This window comes from Nostoc sp. FACHB-280 (assembly GCF_014697615.1).
Lineage (GTDB): Bacteria > Cyanobacteriota > Cyanobacteriia > Cyanobacteriales > Nostocaceae > Nostoc_B.
Genome location: NZ_JACJSD010000055.1, coordinates 1 through 19,058, shown reverse-complemented (window position 1 = coordinate 19,058; position 19,058 = coordinate 1). Strand labels below are relative to the sequence as shown.

At 39.3% G+C, this 19,058-nt stretch carries 18 protein-coding genes; 8 read left to right on the top strand and 10 right to left on the bottom strand.

All coding sequences use genetic code 11. The annotated features are described in order from the left end of the window. Positions 1–72 precede the first annotated feature (72 nt). From msrA to H6G75_RS27975, 3 genes are all read right to left on the bottom strand, one after another. Positions 73–750, bottom strand: coding sequence for a peptide-methionine (S)-S-oxide reductase MsrA (gene msrA / locus H6G75_RS27985; RefSeq protein WP_190983169.1), 678 nt, complete (start codon positions 748–750; stop codon positions 73–75). Between the two features lie 2 nt (positions 751–752). Further along, complete coding sequence (locus H6G75_RS27980; protein WP_190983168.1) at positions 753–1,226, bottom strand: N-acetyltransferase; 474 nt, start codon at positions 1,224–1,226, stop codon at positions 753–755. A gap of 153 nt (positions 1,227–1,379) precedes the next feature. Next, entirely contained in the window at positions 1,380–2,549 is a 1,170-nt protein-coding gene (locus tag H6G75_RS27975; RefSeq protein WP_199338055.1) for a cell wall metabolism sensor histidine kinase WalK, read from the bottom strand. 473 nt (positions 2,550–3,022) lie between these two features. Here H6G75_RS27975 and H6G75_RS27970 point away from each other — a divergent pair, with 473 nt between their 5' ends. Then, on the top strand, positions 3,023–3,526 hold the full coding sequence (locus H6G75_RS27970) for a DUF2808 domain-containing protein (RefSeq protein ID WP_190983167.1): 504 nt from the start codon (positions 3,023–3,025) through the stop codon (positions 3,524–3,526). Positions 3,527–3,753: 227 nt separating this feature from the next. On the opposite strand, the gene H6G75_RS27965 is transcribed toward H6G75_RS27970, so the two are convergent. The 4 genes from H6G75_RS27965 to H6G75_RS27950 form a co-directional block, all read right to left on the bottom strand. Then, positions 3,754–4,617 (bottom strand): STM4011 family radical SAM protein, encoded by an 864-nt coding sequence (locus H6G75_RS27965; RefSeq protein ID WP_190983166.1) that lies wholly within the window; start codon positions 4,615–4,617, stop codon positions 3,754–3,756. 193 nt (positions 4,618–4,810) lie between these two features. Further along, positions 4,811–5,857, bottom strand: coding sequence for an ankyrin repeat domain-containing protein (locus H6G75_RS27960; protein ID WP_190983165.1), 1,047 nt, complete (start codon positions 5,855–5,857; stop codon positions 4,811–4,813). A 20-nt stretch (positions 5,858–5,877) separates the two neighbouring features. Then, a complete protein-coding gene (locus H6G75_RS27955; RefSeq protein WP_190983164.1) occupies positions 5,878–7,269 on the bottom strand; it encodes an STM4012 family radical SAM protein in 1,392 nt (463 codons plus the stop codon). 100 nt (positions 7,270–7,369) lie between these two features. Then, positions 7,370–8,161, bottom strand: coding sequence for an STM4013/SEN3800 family hydrolase (locus H6G75_RS27950; RefSeq protein WP_242051663.1), 792 nt, complete (start codon positions 8,159–8,161; stop codon positions 7,370–7,372). A gap of 180 nt (positions 8,162–8,341) precedes the next feature. Between H6G75_RS27950 and H6G75_RS27945 the strand changes: the two genes are divergently transcribed. Then, a complete protein-coding gene (locus H6G75_RS27945) occupies positions 8,342–8,728 on the top strand; it encodes a four helix bundle protein (RefSeq protein WP_190983162.1) in 387 nt (128 codons plus the stop codon). On the opposite strand, the gene H6G75_RS27940 is transcribed toward H6G75_RS27945, so the two are convergent. Both H6G75_RS27940 and H6G75_RS27935 read right to left on the bottom strand, forming a co-directional pair. Then, the gene (locus H6G75_RS27940; RefSeq protein ID WP_190983190.1) at positions 8,707–9,915 is read right to left on the bottom strand and encodes an STM4014 family protein; all 1,209 of its coding nucleotides are present in this window, start codon (positions 9,913–9,915) and stop codon (positions 8,707–8,709) included. The two genes, H6G75_RS27945 and H6G75_RS27940, sit on opposite strands and share 22 nt — an antisense overlap. Before the next feature lie 31 nt (positions 9,916–9,946). Beyond that, complete coding sequence (locus H6G75_RS27935; RefSeq protein WP_190983161.1) at positions 9,947–11,203, bottom strand: STM4015 family protein; 1,257 nt, start codon at positions 11,201–11,203, stop codon at positions 9,947–9,949. A 303-nt stretch (positions 11,204–11,506) separates the two neighbouring features. On the opposite strand from H6G75_RS27935, the gene H6G75_RS27930 reads away from it, so the two are divergent. The 6 genes from H6G75_RS27930 (at position 11,507) to H6G75_RS27905 (ending at position 18,480) form a co-directional block, all read left to right on the top strand. Continuing rightward, the gene (locus H6G75_RS27930) at positions 11,507–11,719 is read left to right on the top strand and encodes a DUF2997 domain-containing protein (RefSeq protein ID WP_190983160.1); all 213 of its coding nucleotides are present in this window, start codon (positions 11,507–11,509) and stop codon (positions 11,717–11,719) included. 11 nt (positions 11,720–11,730) lie between these two features. After that, positions 11,731–12,363 carry a hypothetical protein gene (locus H6G75_RS27925; protein WP_190983159.1) on the top strand — a complete coding sequence of 211 codons (633 nt, stop codon included), beginning with the start codon at positions 11,731–11,733 and terminating at the stop codon, positions 12,361–12,363. 72 nt (positions 12,364–12,435) lie between these two features. Further along, positions 12,436–13,995 (top strand): Hsp70 family protein, encoded by a 1,560-nt coding sequence (locus H6G75_RS27920; RefSeq protein ID WP_190983158.1) that lies wholly within the window; start codon positions 12,436–12,438, stop codon positions 13,993–13,995. Between the two features lie 136 nt (positions 13,996–14,131). After that, on the top strand, positions 14,132–14,752 hold the full coding sequence (locus H6G75_RS27915; protein WP_190983157.1) for a hypothetical protein: 621 nt from the start codon (positions 14,132–14,134) through the stop codon (positions 14,750–14,752). 279 nt (positions 14,753–15,031) lie between these two features. Continuing rightward, a complete protein-coding gene (locus H6G75_RS27910; RefSeq protein ID WP_190983156.1) occupies positions 15,032–16,876 on the top strand; it encodes a lipopolysaccharide assembly protein LapB in 1,845 nt (614 codons plus the stop codon). 275 nt (positions 16,877–17,151) lie between these two features. Beyond that, complete coding sequence (locus H6G75_RS27905) at positions 17,152–18,480, top strand: serpin family protein (RefSeq protein WP_190983155.1); 1,329 nt, start codon at positions 17,152–17,154, stop codon at positions 18,478–18,480. Between the two features lie 95 nt (positions 18,481–18,575). On the opposite strand, the gene H6G75_RS27900 is transcribed toward H6G75_RS27905, so the two are convergent. Beyond that, positions 18,576–18,932 (bottom strand): Spx/MgsR family RNA polymerase-binding regulatory protein, encoded by a 357-nt coding sequence (locus tag H6G75_RS27900; protein WP_190983154.1) that lies wholly within the window; start codon positions 18,930–18,932, stop codon positions 18,576–18,578. Between the last annotated feature and the right edge of the window lie 126 nt (positions 18,933–19,058).

Below are 19,058 nucleotides of genomic sequence, written 5' to 3'. Positions count from 1 at the left end.
GGTTATAGATCCCCGACTTTTTGAAAAAGTCGGGGATCTGAACACCCGCACAGATCAATTTTTCAGCAAATCCTATTTAGTATAAATTTCAGGAAAAGTAGTTTGAAGTTTAGCCAATTTTGGTAAGTCGTTAACTACAACATAGCGACTATCAGGATGACGTGCAATATAGTTTTGATGGTATTCTTCTGCTTGATAAAAACCTTTTAATTGACTGATTTCGGTGACAATTTTCTGATCAAAGATTTTCTGTTGATTAAGTTGAGTAATATATTTTTGTGCTTCTTGTTTCTGCTCATCGTTAGCAAAAAATATTACTGAACGATATTGTCTACCAGAATCTGGCCCTTGGCGATTTAACTGTGTTGGGTCATGGGCGACTAAAAAGTAAACTTTTAATAACTGTTCGTAGGAAATTTTGGAGGGATCATAAGTGATTTTTACTGATTCTGCGTGATTAGTAATGCCAGAACTCACAAGTGAGTAGTCTGCTGTCATTGCATCACCGCCAGAAAAGCCAGAAACCACATCAGACACACCATTGAGATGCTCAAATACTGCTTCCATCCCCCAAAAGCAGCCACCACCAAAAACGGCTACTTGCTTGGTTTGGGGTGTAGTGGTGGAAATATCGCTGGCGGGAGTGGGAAATAATATCCGCGATGCACCATACAAGAGTATGAAACTCAAAGTGATGATGGATAAGTTGCGTATGAGGTTGCGAGAAAGTTTTAAGTCGCTATTTGACATAATTATATAGATTCCTTCGATGATTGATTTAGTTTTTTGCTCATGAGATAGCGATCGCTATCTTTAAATCCCACTCGATGATAAAAATTTTGGGCAGATGTATTTTCTTTTTCAACCTCTAAATGTAATGCTTGAATATTTAGCGAAATACATACCTCCTCTAAAAACTTAATTGTTTGTTTGCCGAGGCCTTGACCTTGATAAGCTGAATTAATATATATTTCATCAATAAAAGCATCCCGTCCTCCGTATTCCAAACTATAGCCAAATGAGAGAATGACATAACCAATTGCTTGATTTTGGTGTTGAATTAACCAGATGCGGCCTATAGACTCTTCATTCAGCAGTTGAATCAACGCATGATGCACAACAACTGTATTAAAGGAGAGATAACCATCGAGTTGATAAAACTCTTGGATTAAAACTAAAAGTGTTTCAATATCATTATTTGCTCCTGGTTTAAAGTTAATGTTCATATAGCAATCAAATTTGATTTCTGAACTTACATCATGTCCGGCAAATCAGTGATGATTCAACACATCTGTGCAGAAAGACAAAACTCTTTCTCCCCCTGCTCCCTGCCCCCTGCCCCCTGCGGTCTTTATGATAGTCTTTTACCAGACACGATATTACTCGTGCAGGTAGGGAATGAGATTTTCTGGTTTTCCTCCTTTTACTTCTAAAGCAGGTAATTTCAAAATAAAACTACTACCATTCCCAAGTTCCGAGCGGAGTTCAATTGTACCGCCAATGCACTCTACAAGGCGTTTGACGATACATAAACCCATACCAGTCCCGCCTGTAGCACGGGTGCGAGAAGAATCTAGGCGATAAAATGGTTCAAAAATGCGGGACTGTTCTAATAAAGGAATACCACATCCTTTGTCGCTGACTTGAATCATGGCCCAACCATCAATTTGAGTGAGTTGTAACATAATTGGTTCACCATTAGCGGAATATTTCACAGCATTAGTAATCAAATGGTTTAATATTTGCATTAGCTGTTGGCGTTCGGCTTTGACTTGGACTGGAAAGGGAGCGATTTCTAGCTGAATTTCCCGATGATGAAATTTTTCTGTTATCTCGGCGACGGCTACAACTACATCATTGAGTAAGAGTGGTTCAGTGTAGTGAGGACAGGGAATTGCACTGTTATCTGCTCGTGCTAAGTCTAGTAAGTCTTGGAGGATATGATTCATTCTTGCTGCATCAGAAACAGCCATTTCGAGAGTTTCTTTTTGGGAAGCAGCTAAATTATGGCTACGTTGGAGACTTCTTTGCAGATATCCATAAACCACACTCAACGGTGTGCGTAACTCATGGGCTAAATCACTGAATAACTGGCGTTGTTGTTCTTTGGCTTCAGAAATTTTGGTTAAAAATTCTATCCATGTCTGGGCTAATTCTTGAATTTCGCTTGGTGTTTGATTTAAGCCTAACTGCTGGGGAGTGAGTTCCGTTGTGCAGGTTTCTGCCCATTGATTGATCTGTTGTAATGGTAAGAGCGATCGCTTAATAAATAAAGTAGTCAAAACTGTGGTCATAGTCAGGGAAATAATACTCATCATTCCCAAATTCTGCATAACAGTTAACAGTTGATAATTGTCCGCATTATTATGAGCAATTATCAAACATCCTCTAATTTCCCAACCAGCCCAGAGTGTAAAGCTAATTATTCCAAATGTCACAATTAAGATAATGCCAACAGTCAACCGGAAATGCAGTGAATCCGGGTCAATTTTTGCGATCAACAATTGAGGTAATTTTCTTTTAACACTTTCCGCAAAATTTATTGGCATATCTTGATACGTGAACAAAAAAGACAAGGTAGACAAGGTAGATTTACATCTTGCACTTTCCACAGTTCAAATTTAATCGATGTTTCCTCCAGAAAAATGAGTTTTTCCTGAATAGAGTTAAAGCTTTTGCTGAAAGCTTATTCAGAAATATTTGGCATTCTTTTATTAGTAATACATAAATCATTGGAATTCCCCCGTTATCAAGTAGGGATTTAATCTCTAAAACACCCTATGCTAAGGTGTGTTTAAAACCTGTGTGTAGCCAGTAAATGTTATTGGCTATAGTGTGTATAACCCTTACTGTATAAGCTTTGTGGACTTAATTAATTATCTTTTGGGCGGAAATTAAAGCGAACTCTTTATAAAATTTAATTTATTACTCAGCGTTTTTTCATGTTGATAACCTAATGTATTTAATGTAGATGAATTACATAACACCAACGTATTGTTTCACCCCAAAGTGAGGTTTGATTATGAAAGCTTTAATATTTGGTAGCTTGTCTGCTTTAATACTCACTACAGCCTCTACGGCTATAGCTACACCAACTAAATCTCAACAGCTAGATTCTGTATCATCGTCTCAAGTTGCGTATACAGTTAATGTTCCGAGTATTACCAACTCTGGAGTGAGAAATGATACACATTTCATTAAAGTTGCTGTACTGGGGATGTCTGTACAAGACTTAATGATTTCTCTACCCAACCAAATGGAACGTTTTACTAATGTTCGAGTGGTAGATGATTCGGGTAAAGAAATTGCAGCAAAAACAGAAATCACCAAAGAGCGTTTGTCAATTACTTTTGATAAACCAATAGCTGCTGGTAAGTCTGTAGAAGTGCAGTTAACAGGTGTACAAACAAAAATTTTAGATGGGAGAATATTACTCTATGGAGTCACAGCGAAACGAACTGGTTTACAAGGGGAAATTCCAGTAGGTACAGCGAGAATTGACCTGCCTTATAAAAATGCCAATTGATGCTTAAACCTAGAATCTCCGCACTTTTAGGGCGGGGAGTGTGTCAATTAGTGATATCGTGTATTTTAAAGTGCAGAGGTGCAGGAAAAATTAGTGCGATCGCTAAATCTTGCACCAACTGTCTTATAGCAATCCTAAACGATTTATAAACATCTCTGTCCCTGTTCTACCTTGTCCCCCTTGTCTCCCTTGTCTTTGTTGTTCACATATCAACTAGGACTGCTATATTATTTGTGGATAGCCCAATCATCGGGAATCCTTTCTAAAAGTCCAGAACCAAAAACTTGATTCATATTTAAGTAATCAAGATGGACATAACCAATGTGACAATGACAAGTTTGGTTGGTACAAGGTTGGTCAGATAAAGCTGTTTCCCAATCAGAATCATAAATATTGCCAATTGGTGATTTAATAAAATGACAACGGCGTATTGTCCCATCGCCATCAACAGAAATTACTGATTTTCCAGCCCGACAAGAATGACCAAAGCTAGGATAATGTTTGGTATTTAATTCATATAATGGGTCGATAGATTGGAAAAACTCTCTGTCTGTTGGTGATAAATTGGGGAGTTCAGCTTTGACAGCATTAATCCACAGATAAACGTGGCTTGGTAATTCTTGACGTAAAGCGGCGATTTCTGATTTAAACTTAGGAAAGCCTACAACTCCGACGCTAAATTTAACATTTTTGTGGTTTAACTGAAGGCATTTGGATAAAAAGCGATCGCGTGATACCCATTCTGAGTGAAAAGTAGCCCAAAGTGCCAATTTATCTAGATTACATTCCTCTACCCAATCTAGCTGACAAGAGAGATTAGTTTGAATTGCAGCTTTATTAACGTTGGGTAAATGAGTTAATTTTACCAAGGCTTGCTGATACCAAGAATGGATTAAAGCTTCTCCCCAAGGAGTAAACAGAATTGAAAATTGATGTTGGGGATGTTGGGAAATCCAATTGACAAACTTTTCTAAAGATTGTTTATCAATTGCTAATTCTGCGGCTGTTTGTTGGCGTTTAGCAAAGGGGCAATATTCACAACCGTAGTTGCAACTGATTAAAGAGCCGCGATAAAGAATAGTGAGGTGCATATTAGTTGAAAGATAAAAATACCCATTTTGATTTTTTAAATTATTCGGCTACTGTGCAGTAGCGATCGCCTATTATAAATTAAGTTGTTTTTAATAATTATTTATATTTATTCATTAGCAATTAATCTCCATAATTGTAGTCTATTGCTCCATATTCCTGGAGTGTATTGATAATTTCTTTATACAAATTACGTCATTTATTATTAAAAATAGAATTGTTATATTTGTTTAATGCAATGTGAAGAGGAGATTCACCTGAACGAGATATTTTATTGATATTTGCTCCATTAGTAGCGAGTAACTCTACTACTTCTAAATTTCCCCATTCAATTGCTCTATGCAATGGTGCTTGTCCGAAAGACCTATCTAAAATATCCATTTCTGCACCATTTGATATCAAAAGTTCTGCAACTTCTCTACTGTTGTTTGCAGCCGCATGATGCAAAGGAGTTCCTGTATTTATTTGTGTATTTACATCTTCACCTATTAATACCAAAAATTTTGCAACTTCTGTACTGTTATCAGATGCTGCATAATGTAGCAAGGCTATTTTTTCGTCAGCATTGAGAAAATCTTTGCCTCTATCAATCATGAATTCCACTACAGAACAGTGATCTCTCTTTACAGCCTTACGTAATGGAGTTTCACCCTTGCTATCTTTAACATTATGATCTGCATTATTTTCTATTAAAAATTCTACAGTATCTCTTTGTCCATTAAGTGATGCTAAATGGAGTAATGATAAACCCGAATTACATCTTTTGTGAATGTTACCTCCTTGAGATAAGTAGGCTCTGATTGTATCTATATCTCCATAAAAAGCCGCTAAATGAACTCCCACTATTGCACCATGCTGTATTAGTGCTTCTATGACATCGTGATGCTGGTTAATTGTTGCAGCTAGAAGAGGATTAAAAGTATCATCTTCTTCAATTCCTAGATTAACATCCGCACCATATCTAATTAAAATTTCTACAATTTCTCTGTGTCCTTGTGCAGCCGCATAATAAATTGGTGTGGGACTATTAATCATTTTACGGAAATTCGGATCTACACCCTTATCTAACAGCTTTTTAATTTTTTCAACATCTCCTTTTTCTGCTGCGTAGTGTATGCGTCCACGAGAATCTGCTAAAATCTCTAATAGCACACCCAGCATTAACCAAGTAATTGCAAAGTAACACCACCAATAGAAATATTTATCACTCAAGTCTTCTCCACTCATCACAATTGCCAACATATAGATAATTTAAGAATCTACTATTTCAACTCATAACCTTGCATTAATTCCTGAACTTTTTCAGAAAACAACCACGCGCCGATAGTATCAGAACGTTCAATACCAAATTCAGTTAAGTGAAAACTATCTTCATCTTTTATCGCCAAATTTAAAATTAGCAATTCTGAAAGTTCGGGAAAATCAGCGTCTACTTCACTAGCAAATTCCTGGCGATAATTAACGAAATTTAATCCTTCATCAGAAAGTAAAGATAATAAAATATATCGCCGACGTTGTTCTTCTGCATCTAGTTGAAAACCATAGTGCGCGTATTCAAATAACTCATCGGCTGTTTGAATATATGCTTGCAAAATCTCGCTGATTCCCTTTGCACCCACCGCATACTCATTAGAATAGTGCAGAGTATTGGTGTAAGAACGTGCGCCGCAACCTAAACCAATCATACCGTCGGCTTGACAGCAGTAGACGGGAGATGAGGGAGACAGGGGAGAGGGGGGAGACAAGGGAGAGGGGGGAGACAAGGGAGAAAAATTGCTACCTTGTCCCCCTTGTCCCCCTTGTCGAAACATCCGCATCGATACTTGAGTATACCCTTGAGATAACAGGAGCGATCGCCCTTGGCGGTAACAAGCTAAACGAATGTCGTCCCATTCTTTATCTGTGCGTCCCAAAGCTGTTAACGGCCGTACATACAAGGGATATAGATAAATTTCCTCTGGTTGAAAGCGCAAAGCACTATGTATTGATTGCAACCAAGTATTGACGGTTTGACCGGGTAAACCGTAAATCAGGTCAATATTCAAAGTGGGAAATCCAGCTTGTTTTATTCTTGTCAATGCGGCTTCTACTTGAGTATTAGATTGACGACGCTGGGTTGCTAAGACTTCCGACTCAATGAAACTTTGGACACCAATACTAACACGGTCAACGGAGTGCGATCGCAACAACTTTAACTTTTCTTCAGTTGCGGTTTCTGGTGAAACTTCCACAGAAATCGGAATTTCCTGTAACTTTGCACCCATCGTATTTTCAGCAATATCAAGAACAGTTGCAAGATGCTGAATGGTTAACTGAGTCGGAGTTCCCCCACCAATAGCGAACCTCGCAAATGACGCATCACCCAACACCGCTTTCATCCGTTGCGCCTGTCGCTGTAATGTGCGGACATATTGACTGATAAAATCTTCATTGTGGCTGACTGTGGTAAACAAATTGCAGAAACCACAACGCATTTCACAAAACGGTATATGTATATAAAGAAATAAGGCTTGTCTATCTTGCTGCGTCCAAAGTTCGGGGAGATATATCGGCGGCGTTAAAGGACGATAAGCTGTTTTGTGGGGGTAAGAATAAACGTATGCTTGATAGGGAGACTGAGAAATTTTAGATTTTAGATTTTGGATGGTTAACATAGGATTTAAAGAGAATAAAGTTTCACGCAGAGACACAGAGAAATTCTTTGCACCTCCGGTTACTGAGCGAAGTCGAAGTATGAGCCTTTGCGTGAGGTTTTCATAAAATAAACTCTGTATATGGAACAGTCCAAACAACGGGATGGCTGAGTCGATGTCCAGTGTAACCATCTTCACCATAAGTTGTCCCGTGGTCAGAACAGAGAATGCAAAATGTAGAATGTCTTTGGCGTATAATATTCCAGAGTTTTGCTAATTGACTATCTACATATTCCAAAGCTGCGGCGTGAGATTCAATGGTGTCGATTTTATCCTTTGGATTAGGAAGGTAAAAATAATTTGGCTGATGCAAAGCGGAAATATTTATAAATAAAAATAGGCGTTGATGATTTGGCGTTTTTTCTAAAATCTCTCGCGCCAGATTTATTTGATTTTCTGTAGATTTGGGGTGAGTAACACCTAATTCTGGACTCCAGTAACTTTCAGCAAACATCGAAGGAAATACATTACCTAAAGGATTGCGTTTGTTGAAAAAACCTACACCACCAATGCAAACTGTATGATATCCCTTTGCAGCTAATCCGCTAACAATATTTGAACCATCTAACACACAAGTTTTATCAGTTGTGGTGGTACTTCCTTCAAATCCTAAAGCAAAAATTCGGGGGTGAATTCCTGGTGTTATCGGAGTAGGTAAAAAGCCAGCGAAAAAAGCATGATGCGCCGCATAAGTGAAATTTCCTGGTGAATGTCGTTCTTCCCAACCCGTTTTGGGTAGAACTTTTGCTAAATTAGGAGTCCGTTTTTCAAGAAATAACTTTTTAGCTACGTCATAACGCAGTGTGTCTAGAGTGATAAATAAGATGTCGTGAGTTCCCACGATTTCATTCATATTGAACATAGTTGGGGGATGAGGGAGACAAGGGAAGGGGGACAAGGGAGACAGGGGAGACAAGGTAGACAAGGTAGACAAGGTAGACAAGGGGGACAAGGTAGACAGAAGAGACAAGGGGGTGAGAAATCAAGAAAAAAGTGGGAAATATAAGAGGAGAGAGTAAAGGGTGTTTGATTTGTGAATCAAAAGTCATTTTATAGTCATGAAGATTTGGTTGTATTTCAGTTAGCGTTTGAAACAGCAATGACAATTTTTGAGATGTCGCAAAAATTCCCGCGAGAAGAAAAATATTCGTTAACAGATCAGATTCGTCGTTCATCTCGTTCTGTTTGTGCTAATTTAGCAGAGGCTTGGAGAAAACGAAGATATAAAGCTGCTTTTATTGCTAAACTTAGTGATTGTGAGGCGGAAGCTGCGGAAACTCAAGTATGGATTAAATTTGCTGTTAAATGTTCCTACATAGATATTCAGCAAGGTAGAGAATTATATAAAACCTACAATCAAGTCCTTAAAGGCTTAGTCAAAATGATCAACAATCCAAATCAATGGATTATCGGCGAATAATCCCCCTTGTCTACCTTGTCCACCTTGTCTCCCTTGTCCCCCTTGTCCCCCTTGTCCCTTCCCAAAATCGCCTTAACTTCACTCGTATAAGTATCCATTCCATTCCACAAAATACCAGGTAATAAATCGCCAAAAGCATTAATCTCTAAAATCGCGTGAGTTTTCCAATCTGGTAAAATTAGTAAATCAACTCCGCAATATAAACTATTAGGAAATAACGCTGCTGCTTGTTCACAAGTTTGCTTCATCATCTCCCAATTCTCAACACCAATTTTTGCTAAAAACTCCTCTGTATCTCCCCGTTCATTTCCTAAATGTAAATTTGTCATCGGACTTTTAGCAAGGCGAACAACTATATGTTGCGCTTCACCATTAATCACCACCACACGCACATCAAAACCGCATCCTTGTAAATGTGCTTTGGGTAGCCATTCTTCAACTTGTATGCCTTCTGCTGTTAAGATATTGATGATATCGGCGATTTCTTCATGTCGAGTATAGTGACTAATTTTCCGGGAGTTGTAAAGTAGAGTTTCGCCATTTTCTCGCACTCTTTCGACAGTGGTAATAGCTGATTCAAAACGGGAATTTACACGATAAGCAACAACTCCAGACGCGGCGGAACCGTGGGAAAGTTTGACGAATACTCGTTCTATTCCTTGGGTTTGCATTTGTTCGCGCAAGTGTTCGTAATTGTGAATTTTTCCAAGAGAATGAGGAACGGGGATATGGTTACGGCTGAATCTTTCGTGACAAGCTGGTTTGTCAAACATCACTGCAATGTCTTGGGGATGGTTCATAAACTCACCCTGGAGGGGAGTAAGTTGAGATTCCCATTTTTGCAGGAGATATCGCCAGCCTAAATACCACTGTCGCGGGTAGAGGATGCGTCCTTTATCGAATTCTAATTCCATAGCTTCGCCGGGACTGATGCGTTGATGTTGTCCGTTATCTGATACATTGAAACCTGCGGCGATGATGGCTTTATCAATATCAAAGTTTTTCTCAGGAGAATCGAAGCGGATAATGGTGTTGGGTGCGTTGAATTGTGCGAGGTTTTGTTTACCGGAAATTAAATCGGCGTAATCTACTACCGTGGCTGGTGGTAAGTTGAAATGAGTTAGTGCTTGTTGGAGGAAACCGACACGGCGATTTTCAGGGTTAGCGATGAGGATAAAGTTTAGCATTTTCTGATATATACAATGCACCCTTAATAAATTACTCAGCCACAGAACAATAGCGGCTGTGAATGTAACTATCATCCTCTTCTGCTTTCTGATCAGTTGCTATGACACGCACATCCAAATTTGATAATTTCTCAATCATTTCCTCAGATAAAAAGTTGTCCGAGACGTTGAGAATATCTAGATAATTAATCGCCTCACAATTCAGTAATTCTTCCGCACCTGCATCACTCAAAGTTCCCAGTGAAAGGTCAAGGACGCTGATAGAGTTAAGAATTGGGGAACTCACAATAGCACTGGCTATTTCATCACTAAATTGACTATTACATAATCCTAAATAAGTTAAGTTGGGAAACTTGTCAGCAAAAATAATTGGGTGTATATCTTCAACCCAACAGGTTCCGCCATAATCTTCACAGCCAAACCATAATTCTAAATGTTCTAATGCTGGCAGATTTAAATTACAAATCTGTGCGACGGTATCCCGACTTAACCCCCCAGTTTCTACAATTAATGCTTTGAGATTATCGTGTTTGATTGGTGGGCTGAATTGTAAACCTTCACCGCCACGAACTTGTAAAATTTCGAGTTGGGGATATGCTTGTAAAATAGGACTAATATCACTTTGTTGAATCCAGGAAATTTCACATTCTTCACTCAGAATATCGCCCAGAAAAATAGCCTTGAGGTTGGGGAAATATTGCTTGACATTAACTAAAGCTTGGATAATTAAACTTGCATTATTTTCATAAGTGTCTGTCCATAAACCTAATACTAAAGCTTCCAACTTTTCGGCGTTGGGTGCTTGAGCAAGTTTACTAAGTTTATCTGCTAAATCCTCTTCATAGTCATCATAGGAACATCGTATAGCATAAGCTTGATTAACAGGTTCAACAATACCTATATTTGCATTGAATTCTATCACTTGCCGATTAGCAAATTGAGTGGTATGACATCCTAGATACCGAGTCAATCTTTCTTCTAATTTCCAAGGTTTATATGTTTGCAAAGCTTGTTTGACTTGCGATTCTGTTCTTGGCTTTAATAGTCGATAAGCAAAACGTTCTACTAATCTTGATTCATCTTGCAAACCTTGAATTAAAACATCCAACCCAGCGTCACCATATTTCAAGGCTTCGCTAAGTGCTGCTATTCGCACATTCACCACAGGATTTGATAAACAACGCTTAATTCCCTCAATTCCTCCCAGCACAACCCCATCTATAGGCGGTGGTGATTGTCCTCCTAATACAGCATCATAATCCTGGGGTTGATTTTGATTGTTAGTCATCTTGCTTCACCTGTTGAGTTTTTTTAGGGTTTGTATACAAAGTTTGTCTATTAGAACTGGGTGTAAGGGTGTAGGGGTTTAAGGGTGTATGTATTCAATCTCCATTGCTTTGTTCTGCCTATACATTTATATGCTGGACATACTGTTCTTGAGAATTGTGCAATCTTATTTAAAGTAGTACATTTGTTTTAGTATAATTGATTTGTGCTTGTGCTGGTTAACGATTGCCGTTTACTGGCAAAAGTGATACAACGAAGTAGCTGCGTAGTGCTGTAAAACCTAGAAAATATCAATACTTGAGTTATGACTGAGTATCAAAAAATTGAGTATCGCATTGGTAAAGACGGCAAAATTACGGAGACAGTGATTAATGGTTCTGGTGTAAGTTGTACCAATGCAACATCGGGAATTGAGGGTGCTTTAGGAGAAGTAGAAAGCCAAGAACTGCTTCCTGAATATTACGAAGGAGAAGAAAACGTTACAGGAACAGAACAACAGTCTCTCAAGCAAAAATAGGAGGGGCGGAAATGATTGCAGATATCTTATCAGATATCCAAGATATCGGAATGTTTTCTGTAGAAAGCTTGGTTGTGATGGCGATCGCAATTTGTTCCCCATTGTTGATAATTAGAGTTATCAACAGTGCGAAAATCTTGCAGATCAACAAGCAATCTCAAATTCAACTCCTAGAAGCTGAAATCCTCACCTGGCAAGAAAAATACTCAGAATTAGCCCAAAAAGTAGCCCAAATTACTGCTGAAAAAGAAGCACTACACCAAGAAGGCTTGCGACTGCATCAAGAATTGCAACAGCAGCAACTTCAACTCACCGAAGAACTGCGCGTTACTACCTTTGAACAATTGCAGACATTACTAACCAACTATCCCAGCATTCATCAAATGGTGAGTGTGAAACCCGAATTACCTGCAAAAAATCTGCTTTCTATGTTTACCCCTCTAGATAACCTCCTTGGTAAATGGGGCTACGAACTCATTGGTAAACCTTGGGAACAAGTACCTTATAACTCCCAACTTCATCAACCAGACAAAGCTGATATTACCGAAGGTGAATTGGTTTACATCCGATTTGTCGGCTATCAGCATCAAGGGAGAATTCTTTGCCCTGCTAAGGTGAGTCGGACTTTGCCGGGGGGGAGGTGAAGTGAGGGGGACAAGGGGGACGAGGGGGACGAGGGGGATAAGTCTGTAACAATGACCAATGACTAATAACTAATGACTACAGTAATAATTGACTTTGGTACGAGTAATACTGTTGTTTGTACCACGGATTTGATTACCCAAAGGCCGCGGACTTTGCGATTTGAGGGGATGTCGCGGCGGTTTGAGGTGGGGACGGAACAGGTAAGTGTTGTACCAAGTTTGGTGTTTGTTGAGGGACAAAATAGCATTTTGTTTGGTGAAGGGGTACGCGCTAAACGCTTGGGGTTTGCCCAGCCAGAACGCTGTTTTCGTGCTTTTAAACGGGATTTAGCGGCAGATTTTGTACCGCCTCCGCGACTGTTGGATGGTAATAGTTATAGTGCAGAGATTATTTCAGAATTGTTTTTGAAGGAGATTTGGCAGCAAGTTGAACAGCAATTGCAGCCAAGTCACGTTATCTTTACCGTTCCTGTGGGTGCATTTGAAAGGTATCTTGACTGGTTTCGGGACTTGGGCGATAAACTCAATATGCCCACAGTGCAAATTGTGGATGAATCAACAGCCGCCGCCCTTGGTTATGCCGTCAAGCGTCCTGGTAGTGTGGTTTTGGTAGTGGATTTTGGTGGCGGAACTCTGGATTTAAGTTTAGTGCGGACTGTGAGTGTTGCAGCCGAACAGCAAGCAATACGCGCTGAAGTTCTCGCCAAATCAGATGCTTTTATTGGCGGTGTCGATATTGATACTTGGATTGTAGAACATTATTTACACAAAATCGGTTCTTCTCGCGAGGAAGTCGGGGAAATCGGTTTTATGAATTTATTGGAAGTGGCAGAGAGGGTAAAAATTCAACTTTCCACAACAGATTTAGCCAAGGAAGCTTGGTTTGATGATGAAAATTTTATGTCCCATGAATTGCAGTTACATCGGGACGATTTAGGCGAAATTTTAGAAAATCAACAATTATTAGAACAGTTAAGACAAGCCATCGATGAAGTATTAGCGATCGCACTTGCTAAAGGTATCAGTAAATCATCTATAGAACAAGTGTTACTCGTCGGCGGTACTTGTCAAATCCCCGCCATTCAACAATTAGTAATTTCCTATTTTGGTAGACAAAAAGTCAAGTTAGATAAACCCTTTGAAGCTGTCGCACATGGCGCATTAGCATTAAGCGAAATGACAGCCATTGATGATTATCTCCGCCACAGTTACGCGATTCGCCTTTGGGAACCCCACAGTAAAACTTATTCTTATTTCACCTTAATTGAAAAAGGAGCAAAATATCCAGGGGCGCGTTCTGAAGCTTTAACATTGCAAGTAGCTATTGAAGGACAGCGAGAAATTCGCCTTGACATCGGTGAAGTTGCCGAAGTTTCCCAAGCGGAAGTTGCTTATGATGAACAAGGCCGAATGACGAGTAGCCACTTAATCAAACAAGATAGCTATCGTTCTTTAGAAACTCATCATCAACAAGTATGCGTTGCTTATCTTGAACCACCAGGACAAACCGGAATCGACAGAATCCAAGCACAATTTGAAGTCAACGAACAACGGGTATTAGTAGTAACAGTTAAGGATTTATTGACAGGTAAAATGTTAGTGGAAAAGGGTGCGATCGCTAAACTCAAATAATCTTCTCTCTGCGCCCTCTGCGTCTTGGCGGTTCGTTTCCATATCTATGTTTTTCAAGACTCATTTAGGATTACTATAGCTACTTAAAACGCTAAAATTGAATAGTAATTTAATGTGTAGCTGCAAACAAAAAATTATGACTCGTCCTCATCTTTTGCAAGAAGGGCAATCTTACACATTTCGCTCCTATTTTGAAATGCCTTATGAAGCAGACGAAATTTTAGCGGAATTGGGTTATAGTTTGCTAAAAACACGAATGGAGTTACCACGTAGCGATCGCAATTTAGAACGCTTGCCAGAATTACAACAGCGAATTGATGAATCTTTACCACTAGTTAGCTTGAGCAGCGAGACAGCACGACGTGAAACACTTGTAGCACCTACATTGCTGGAAGTTGCTCGTTATTGTCAATGTCAAATCCGGATTGAGTATTCATTGACAGTAAACAACTGGTTAAAGGGGAATTTAGATTATTTCCTAAAAAGCAATCTAAGTTTATTGGTAGTTGAAGCAAAAAATGATGACTTAACCAGAGGCTTTACGCAGATGGCAGTAGAGTTAATTGCTATTTCTGAAGTAGAAGAAGGTGATATTTTTTATGGTGCAGTAACAATTGGTGATGCTTGGCGTTTTGGTCGTTTAGAAAAAACAAAGCAGCAGATTTTTCAGGATATTTCGCTGTATCGCATTCCCGATGATTTGCCAGATTTAATGAAGATTTTGGTAGGAATTTTAGAATCAAGTAGTAGCGTTTGATAAAATTCGTGCTTTTCCAGAAAAAGAAGTTGAATAAAAATTGCGATCGCCAAACTCAAATAATTTCCTCTCTGCACCGCGCCAGTTGCTTCAAGTCTGGGAACCTACCTGCCCACTGCACTGGCTTCTCTACGCCTTGGCGGTTCGTGAAATTCAATTTTAGAAGCCTCAGCGATATTTGCTAGAAACCTGATCAGCCAACTTTTCACCCAATGAAAGTTTTCCTTCCTTGTCTTCACACTAAAATAAGAATTGACGTGACGTTCTCCCAAAGCTAAAGTGTCCGACTCTCTGCCATTGCGCGATCGCTACCTCGCTTTAATTGACGAAATTGTTCAACTCACCCTCCAGGGCAAAGTTAGCTCGGTGGAGATGGTGTACCAGATGTTGCAAAAAGGTATAACATCGGGGACAGGGGAAATCTTTGAGTTAGCATTGAGCGATCGCTCCACCACCATCCAAAATCAGGTGGATAGCGAACAGGATGAACTCAAAAAAGCCAAGGCTAACCGCAGTCTCCGGGCAATTAAGACAATTCAAAATCAATGGCAACGTTACGCAGAACAAAACAAAGCCATAGAAGCGATCGCCACAGCAGTGCGAGAAATTACCACAGCTGCCGCCGATGAACGCCTCGCTACATTGTTGCGTTTCACAGATCCCAATCAAAAACAACCACTCAATTCATCCCAATTACAGCAGTTAGCCAAAGGTTTACAGCAATTTGCTCAATTAGATCCTGATATTGACCAAATATCACAAGGGATTACCCGTGGTTTAGCCTCTTGGCAAAGACTCCAAGACAACTTGATTAGTTGGATGTACGAACAAAATCGAGACTTGGGATTTGGCGGTGTACCAGGAGAAAACGGCCCTTGGGGAACTTGGGCAAAGAAAGTTAACAGTGAGTTTCCCCAAGCATTTTTTAGGACTTTAGCTTTAGAACAATCTGCAATTGAATTTGCCCAACAGCAAAGCAATGTTACCCTGAGTGACTGGGTAGAATTAGCGTTGATATTACAGTATTTGCAACGTGGTTTAGTCAATTGGTTTGACCAACAACCATATAATGTGCAAGCAGGCTCAAAATTATCAATTTCGACTTATTTGACCTTTGCGGTGATTTGGAGTCAGTTAGCCAGTGGTTTTGGTAATACTGCGGCGAGATTTGGTAATGCAGGTTCGCAAATGATGTTACAAATTCTGCGAAACTTTGCCCAACGTCCTTATTTTCCCCTTTACGGCGGGATATTTGCTTCCTTTTCGGGGAGTTATTTAAGAAATGCCTTAGATTATTTAGATGAACCGTTGCGCCAAGTCGAAGGAACTCAAGAAAAAGCCAGGATTTTGACACTTTTGGGTTATTCGCAACGAGCTTTAGGACAATATCAACGTTCGATTAACTTTCACTTGCAAGCATTAGATATATCCAGAAATGCAGGCGATCGCCCCTGTGAAATTGCCAACCTCAACCACCTCAGCCGGACTTATGTGCAGGAACAAGATTATGGCGAGGCAATTAATTATAGCCAACGCGCCTTAATCTTGAGTCGGCAAGCAGGCGATCGTACAGGTGAAGCCAACGCTTTGGTAACTCTCGGCTACAGCGAAGTTATGCAGGCGCAACAACTAGAACAAGCTGAACCCGAAACTTATGAGATGCCAATTAATTATTTAGAACAAGGTTTAAAGTTATTAGAAAGATTAGGAGATATCCAAAGTAAAGCTTTGTGTTTAAGCAGTTTAGGCATTGCTTATCTTGTAATTGGCCAAGCCCAAACCGCAATTAAATATTTAGAAGATGGTTTTAAAACAGCCCAAACTGCGGGAGATTTGTATCTTCAAGGTCGAAATTTAGCATACTTAGCGGAAGCCTATTATCAATTACAAAATGCCGAAAAAGCCATTTACACTGGTAGTTTAGGCATGTATCTTTTAGAGCAAATTGCTTCTAGCGAATGGAAACAACCAGCAGGTTTATTAACAATTTTACAAGGACAAATCGGCAAAGAAGTATTCCAAAATTTATTACAACAACACCGTTCTAAAATCATGGCAATTATTGGTGTTGATGGTTATGATCATATCCCTGCATTATTAACGGCATATCAGCAAGATATGTAATTTAAAACTGAGACAATAAGACAAAAAATCAAGGATGTAGAGGTGTATGTATCCAAAACCCTGATACCCCTACACCAAATTTCCCTAGAAAATCTTGATGTATAAGTCCTGACAACGTTTCTACAACTGGGTATCATTCTCGATTCACTACTTACTTTTAATTGCCGTTACAAAAACTGTAACCATCACAGGATGATGCTTGAATTAATGCAATAGTAAATCATTAACGCCTTGAGCATCAATCTTAATTAATCTCTGGTAAGTGAGGTGGAAGAATGAATCGGCAAAAGTTAAGCGGGATGAAAGCAAGCTTTCTACAAAGACGTTACGCTGCTAGTCTAGGAAGACGCTATGTTCTAGCTGCTGCAAGTGTAGTTTTGCTGGGTGTACTTGGTTGTTCTCAAGTGAATAGTAATAGTGATGCTCTTGCCGACTCTAAAATGCCTCAACCAGAATTACCATCGCAAAAAAAAACTGTCAAAGCTGATACTAAATTAGTAAATGCTAATAACAAATTTGGCTTCAAGCTATTTGCGGAAATTTTGCAAGCAGAAAGTAGCGAAAAGAACATTTTTATTTCACCAACTAGTTTAGCGATCGCCTTAGCTATGACCTACAACGGTGCTAGTGGTTCTACCCAACAGGCAATGGCGAAAACACTAGAATTACAAGGCATGAGTCTACCAGCAATTAACTCTAATTATGCTGCTTTAAAAAGTAGTTTAGAAAATCCCGACGCTAATGTGCAGTTAAATATTGCTAACTCACTTTGGGTAAATAAAGATGTAAATTTGCGTCCAGATTTCTTGCTAAGAAACCAAGAATTTTACAAAGCCAAGGTCGCTAATTTAGACTTTAAATCTGCATCTGCCTTAAACAGCATTAATAACTGGGTGAACGATAATACCAAAGGCAAAATCAACAAAATAGTTGACCAAATCGAACCCAATCAAGTTCTGTTTTTAATTAATGCTATTTACTTTAAAGGACAATGGAGTGAAAAGTTTGATAAAAATCAAACTGCTGAACATCCTTTTTACAGCGCATCAGGGCAGCAGAAACTACACCCGATGATGTCTCAAACAGGGGAATATAAATATTATGAAAATGAGCAATTTCAAGCCGTAAGTTTACCTTATGGCAAAGACGGCAAAGTCAGCTTTTATATCTTTCTGCCAAAACAAAACTCGAATCTCAAATCTTTTTATCAAAACCTAAATGCCCAGAACTGGGAAAAATGGTTAACACAATTCCATAGCCAAGAAGGTTTTATTCGCCTACCCAAGTTTAAAACCGACTACGAAGTGACACTCAACGATGCACTAAAAGCTTTAGGTATGCAGGAAGCTTTTAGTAAACAAGCTAACTTTTCTGGAATAGGGGAAAATTTAGCTATTAGCCAGGTAAAACATAAAACTTTTGTAGAAGTCAATGAAGAAGGCACAGAAGCGGCTGCGGCGACATCAGTGGGAATTGTAGCCACATCCTTGAGAGAAAAACCAGAACCATTCCGGATGATTGTTGACCGTCCCTTCTTCTGTGCCATTCGAGATAATCAAACAGGTAGCATTTTGTTTATGGGTTCAATTTTTGAACCAACCTGAAAGAAGGGTATAGATGTTCAAAATCTTTAAACCCATACCTTGACAATTTTTGTGGGCAAGGAAGACAAGGGAGACAAGGCAGATAAGACGAATATTCAACTCAAATTTAATTTTTCTCGCACCAATGTCTCATCTCTAAAACCAGTCAATACGGCTACTCCATCTTTAACGAACAACGGACGTTTGAGCAACATAGCATCAAGTGTAAATGCGTCAATCCATTGTTGTTCACTCCAAGTCTTTTTTTGTTCGCCTAAAGCGCGGTAAGATTGCCCAGAGGTATTTCGCATCGGAGCAGAACCCAGAGACTTTACCCAGTTTTCGATTTGTTCACGGGTGGGCGGAGTCTCTTTGGTATTGATGAACTCATAGTCAATTTGGTTGTTTTGCAGCCAAGTTAGAGCTTTTTTGCAGGTACCGCAGTTGGGGATGCCATAGACTTGAATAGACATAAGCTGTTCAGCATTTAAATTGTGTATAATAGAAAGCTGAATTAAGTAAAAAAAAGGAATAATGCCAGCAAAAAATCATTTAACTTCTCAGCAAATAGAGAAACTACAAAAAGCCTTAAAACTGGA

Coding starts and splice junctions, on each gene's coding strand:
- msrA (WP_190983169.1), bottom strand. CDS start 750: ATGTCAAATAGCGACTTAAAACTTTCTCGCAACCTCATACGCAACTTA.
- H6G75_RS27980 (WP_190983168.1), bottom strand. CDS start 1,226: ATGAACATTAACTTTAAACCAGGAGCAAATAATGATATTGAAACACTT.
- H6G75_RS27975 (WP_199338055.1), bottom strand. CDS start 2,549: ATGCCAATAAATTTTGCGGAAAGTGTTAAAAGAAAATTACCTCAATTG.
- H6G75_RS27970 (WP_190983167.1), top strand. CDS start 3,023: ATGAAAGCTTTAATATTTGGTAGCTTGTCTGCTTTAATACTCACTACA.
- H6G75_RS27965 (WP_190983166.1), bottom strand. CDS start 4,617: ATGCACCTCACTATTCTTTATCGCGGCTCTTTAATCAGTTGCAACTAC.
- H6G75_RS27960 (WP_190983165.1), bottom strand. CDS start 5,857: ATGTTGGCAATTGTGATGAGTGGAGAAGACTTGAGTGATAAATATTTC.
- H6G75_RS27955 (WP_190983164.1), bottom strand. CDS start 7,269: ATGTTAACCATCCAAAATCTAAAATCTAAAATTTCTCAGTCTCCCTAT.
- H6G75_RS27950 (WP_242051663.1), bottom strand. CDS start 8,161: ATGAATGAAATCGTGGGAACTCACGACATCTTATTTATCACTCTAGAC.
- H6G75_RS27940 (WP_190983190.1), bottom strand. CDS start 9,915: ATGCTAAACTTTATCCTCATCGCTAACCCTGAAAATCGCCGTGTCGGT.
- H6G75_RS27935 (WP_190983161.1), bottom strand. CDS start 11,203: ATGACTAACAATCAAAATCAACCCCAGGATTATGATGCTGTATTAGGA.
- H6G75_RS27930 (WP_190983160.1), top strand. CDS start 11,507: ATGACTGAGTATCAAAAAATTGAGTATCGCATTGGTAAAGACGGCAAA.
- H6G75_RS27925 (WP_190983159.1), top strand. CDS start 11,731: ATGATTGCAGATATCTTATCAGATATCCAAGATATCGGAATGTTTTCT.
- H6G75_RS27920 (WP_190983158.1), top strand. CDS start 12,436: ATGACTACAGTAATAATTGACTTTGGTACGAGTAATACTGTTGTTTGT.
- H6G75_RS27915 (WP_190983157.1), top strand. CDS start 14,132: ATGACTCGTCCTCATCTTTTGCAAGAAGGGCAATCTTACACATTTCGC.
- H6G75_RS27905 (WP_190983155.1), top strand. CDS start 17,152: ATGAATCGGCAAAAGTTAAGCGGGATGAAAGCAAGCTTTCTACAAAGA.
- H6G75_RS27900 (WP_190983154.1), bottom strand. CDS start 18,932: ATGTCTATTCAAGTCTATGGCATCCCCAACTGCGGTACCTGCAAAAAA.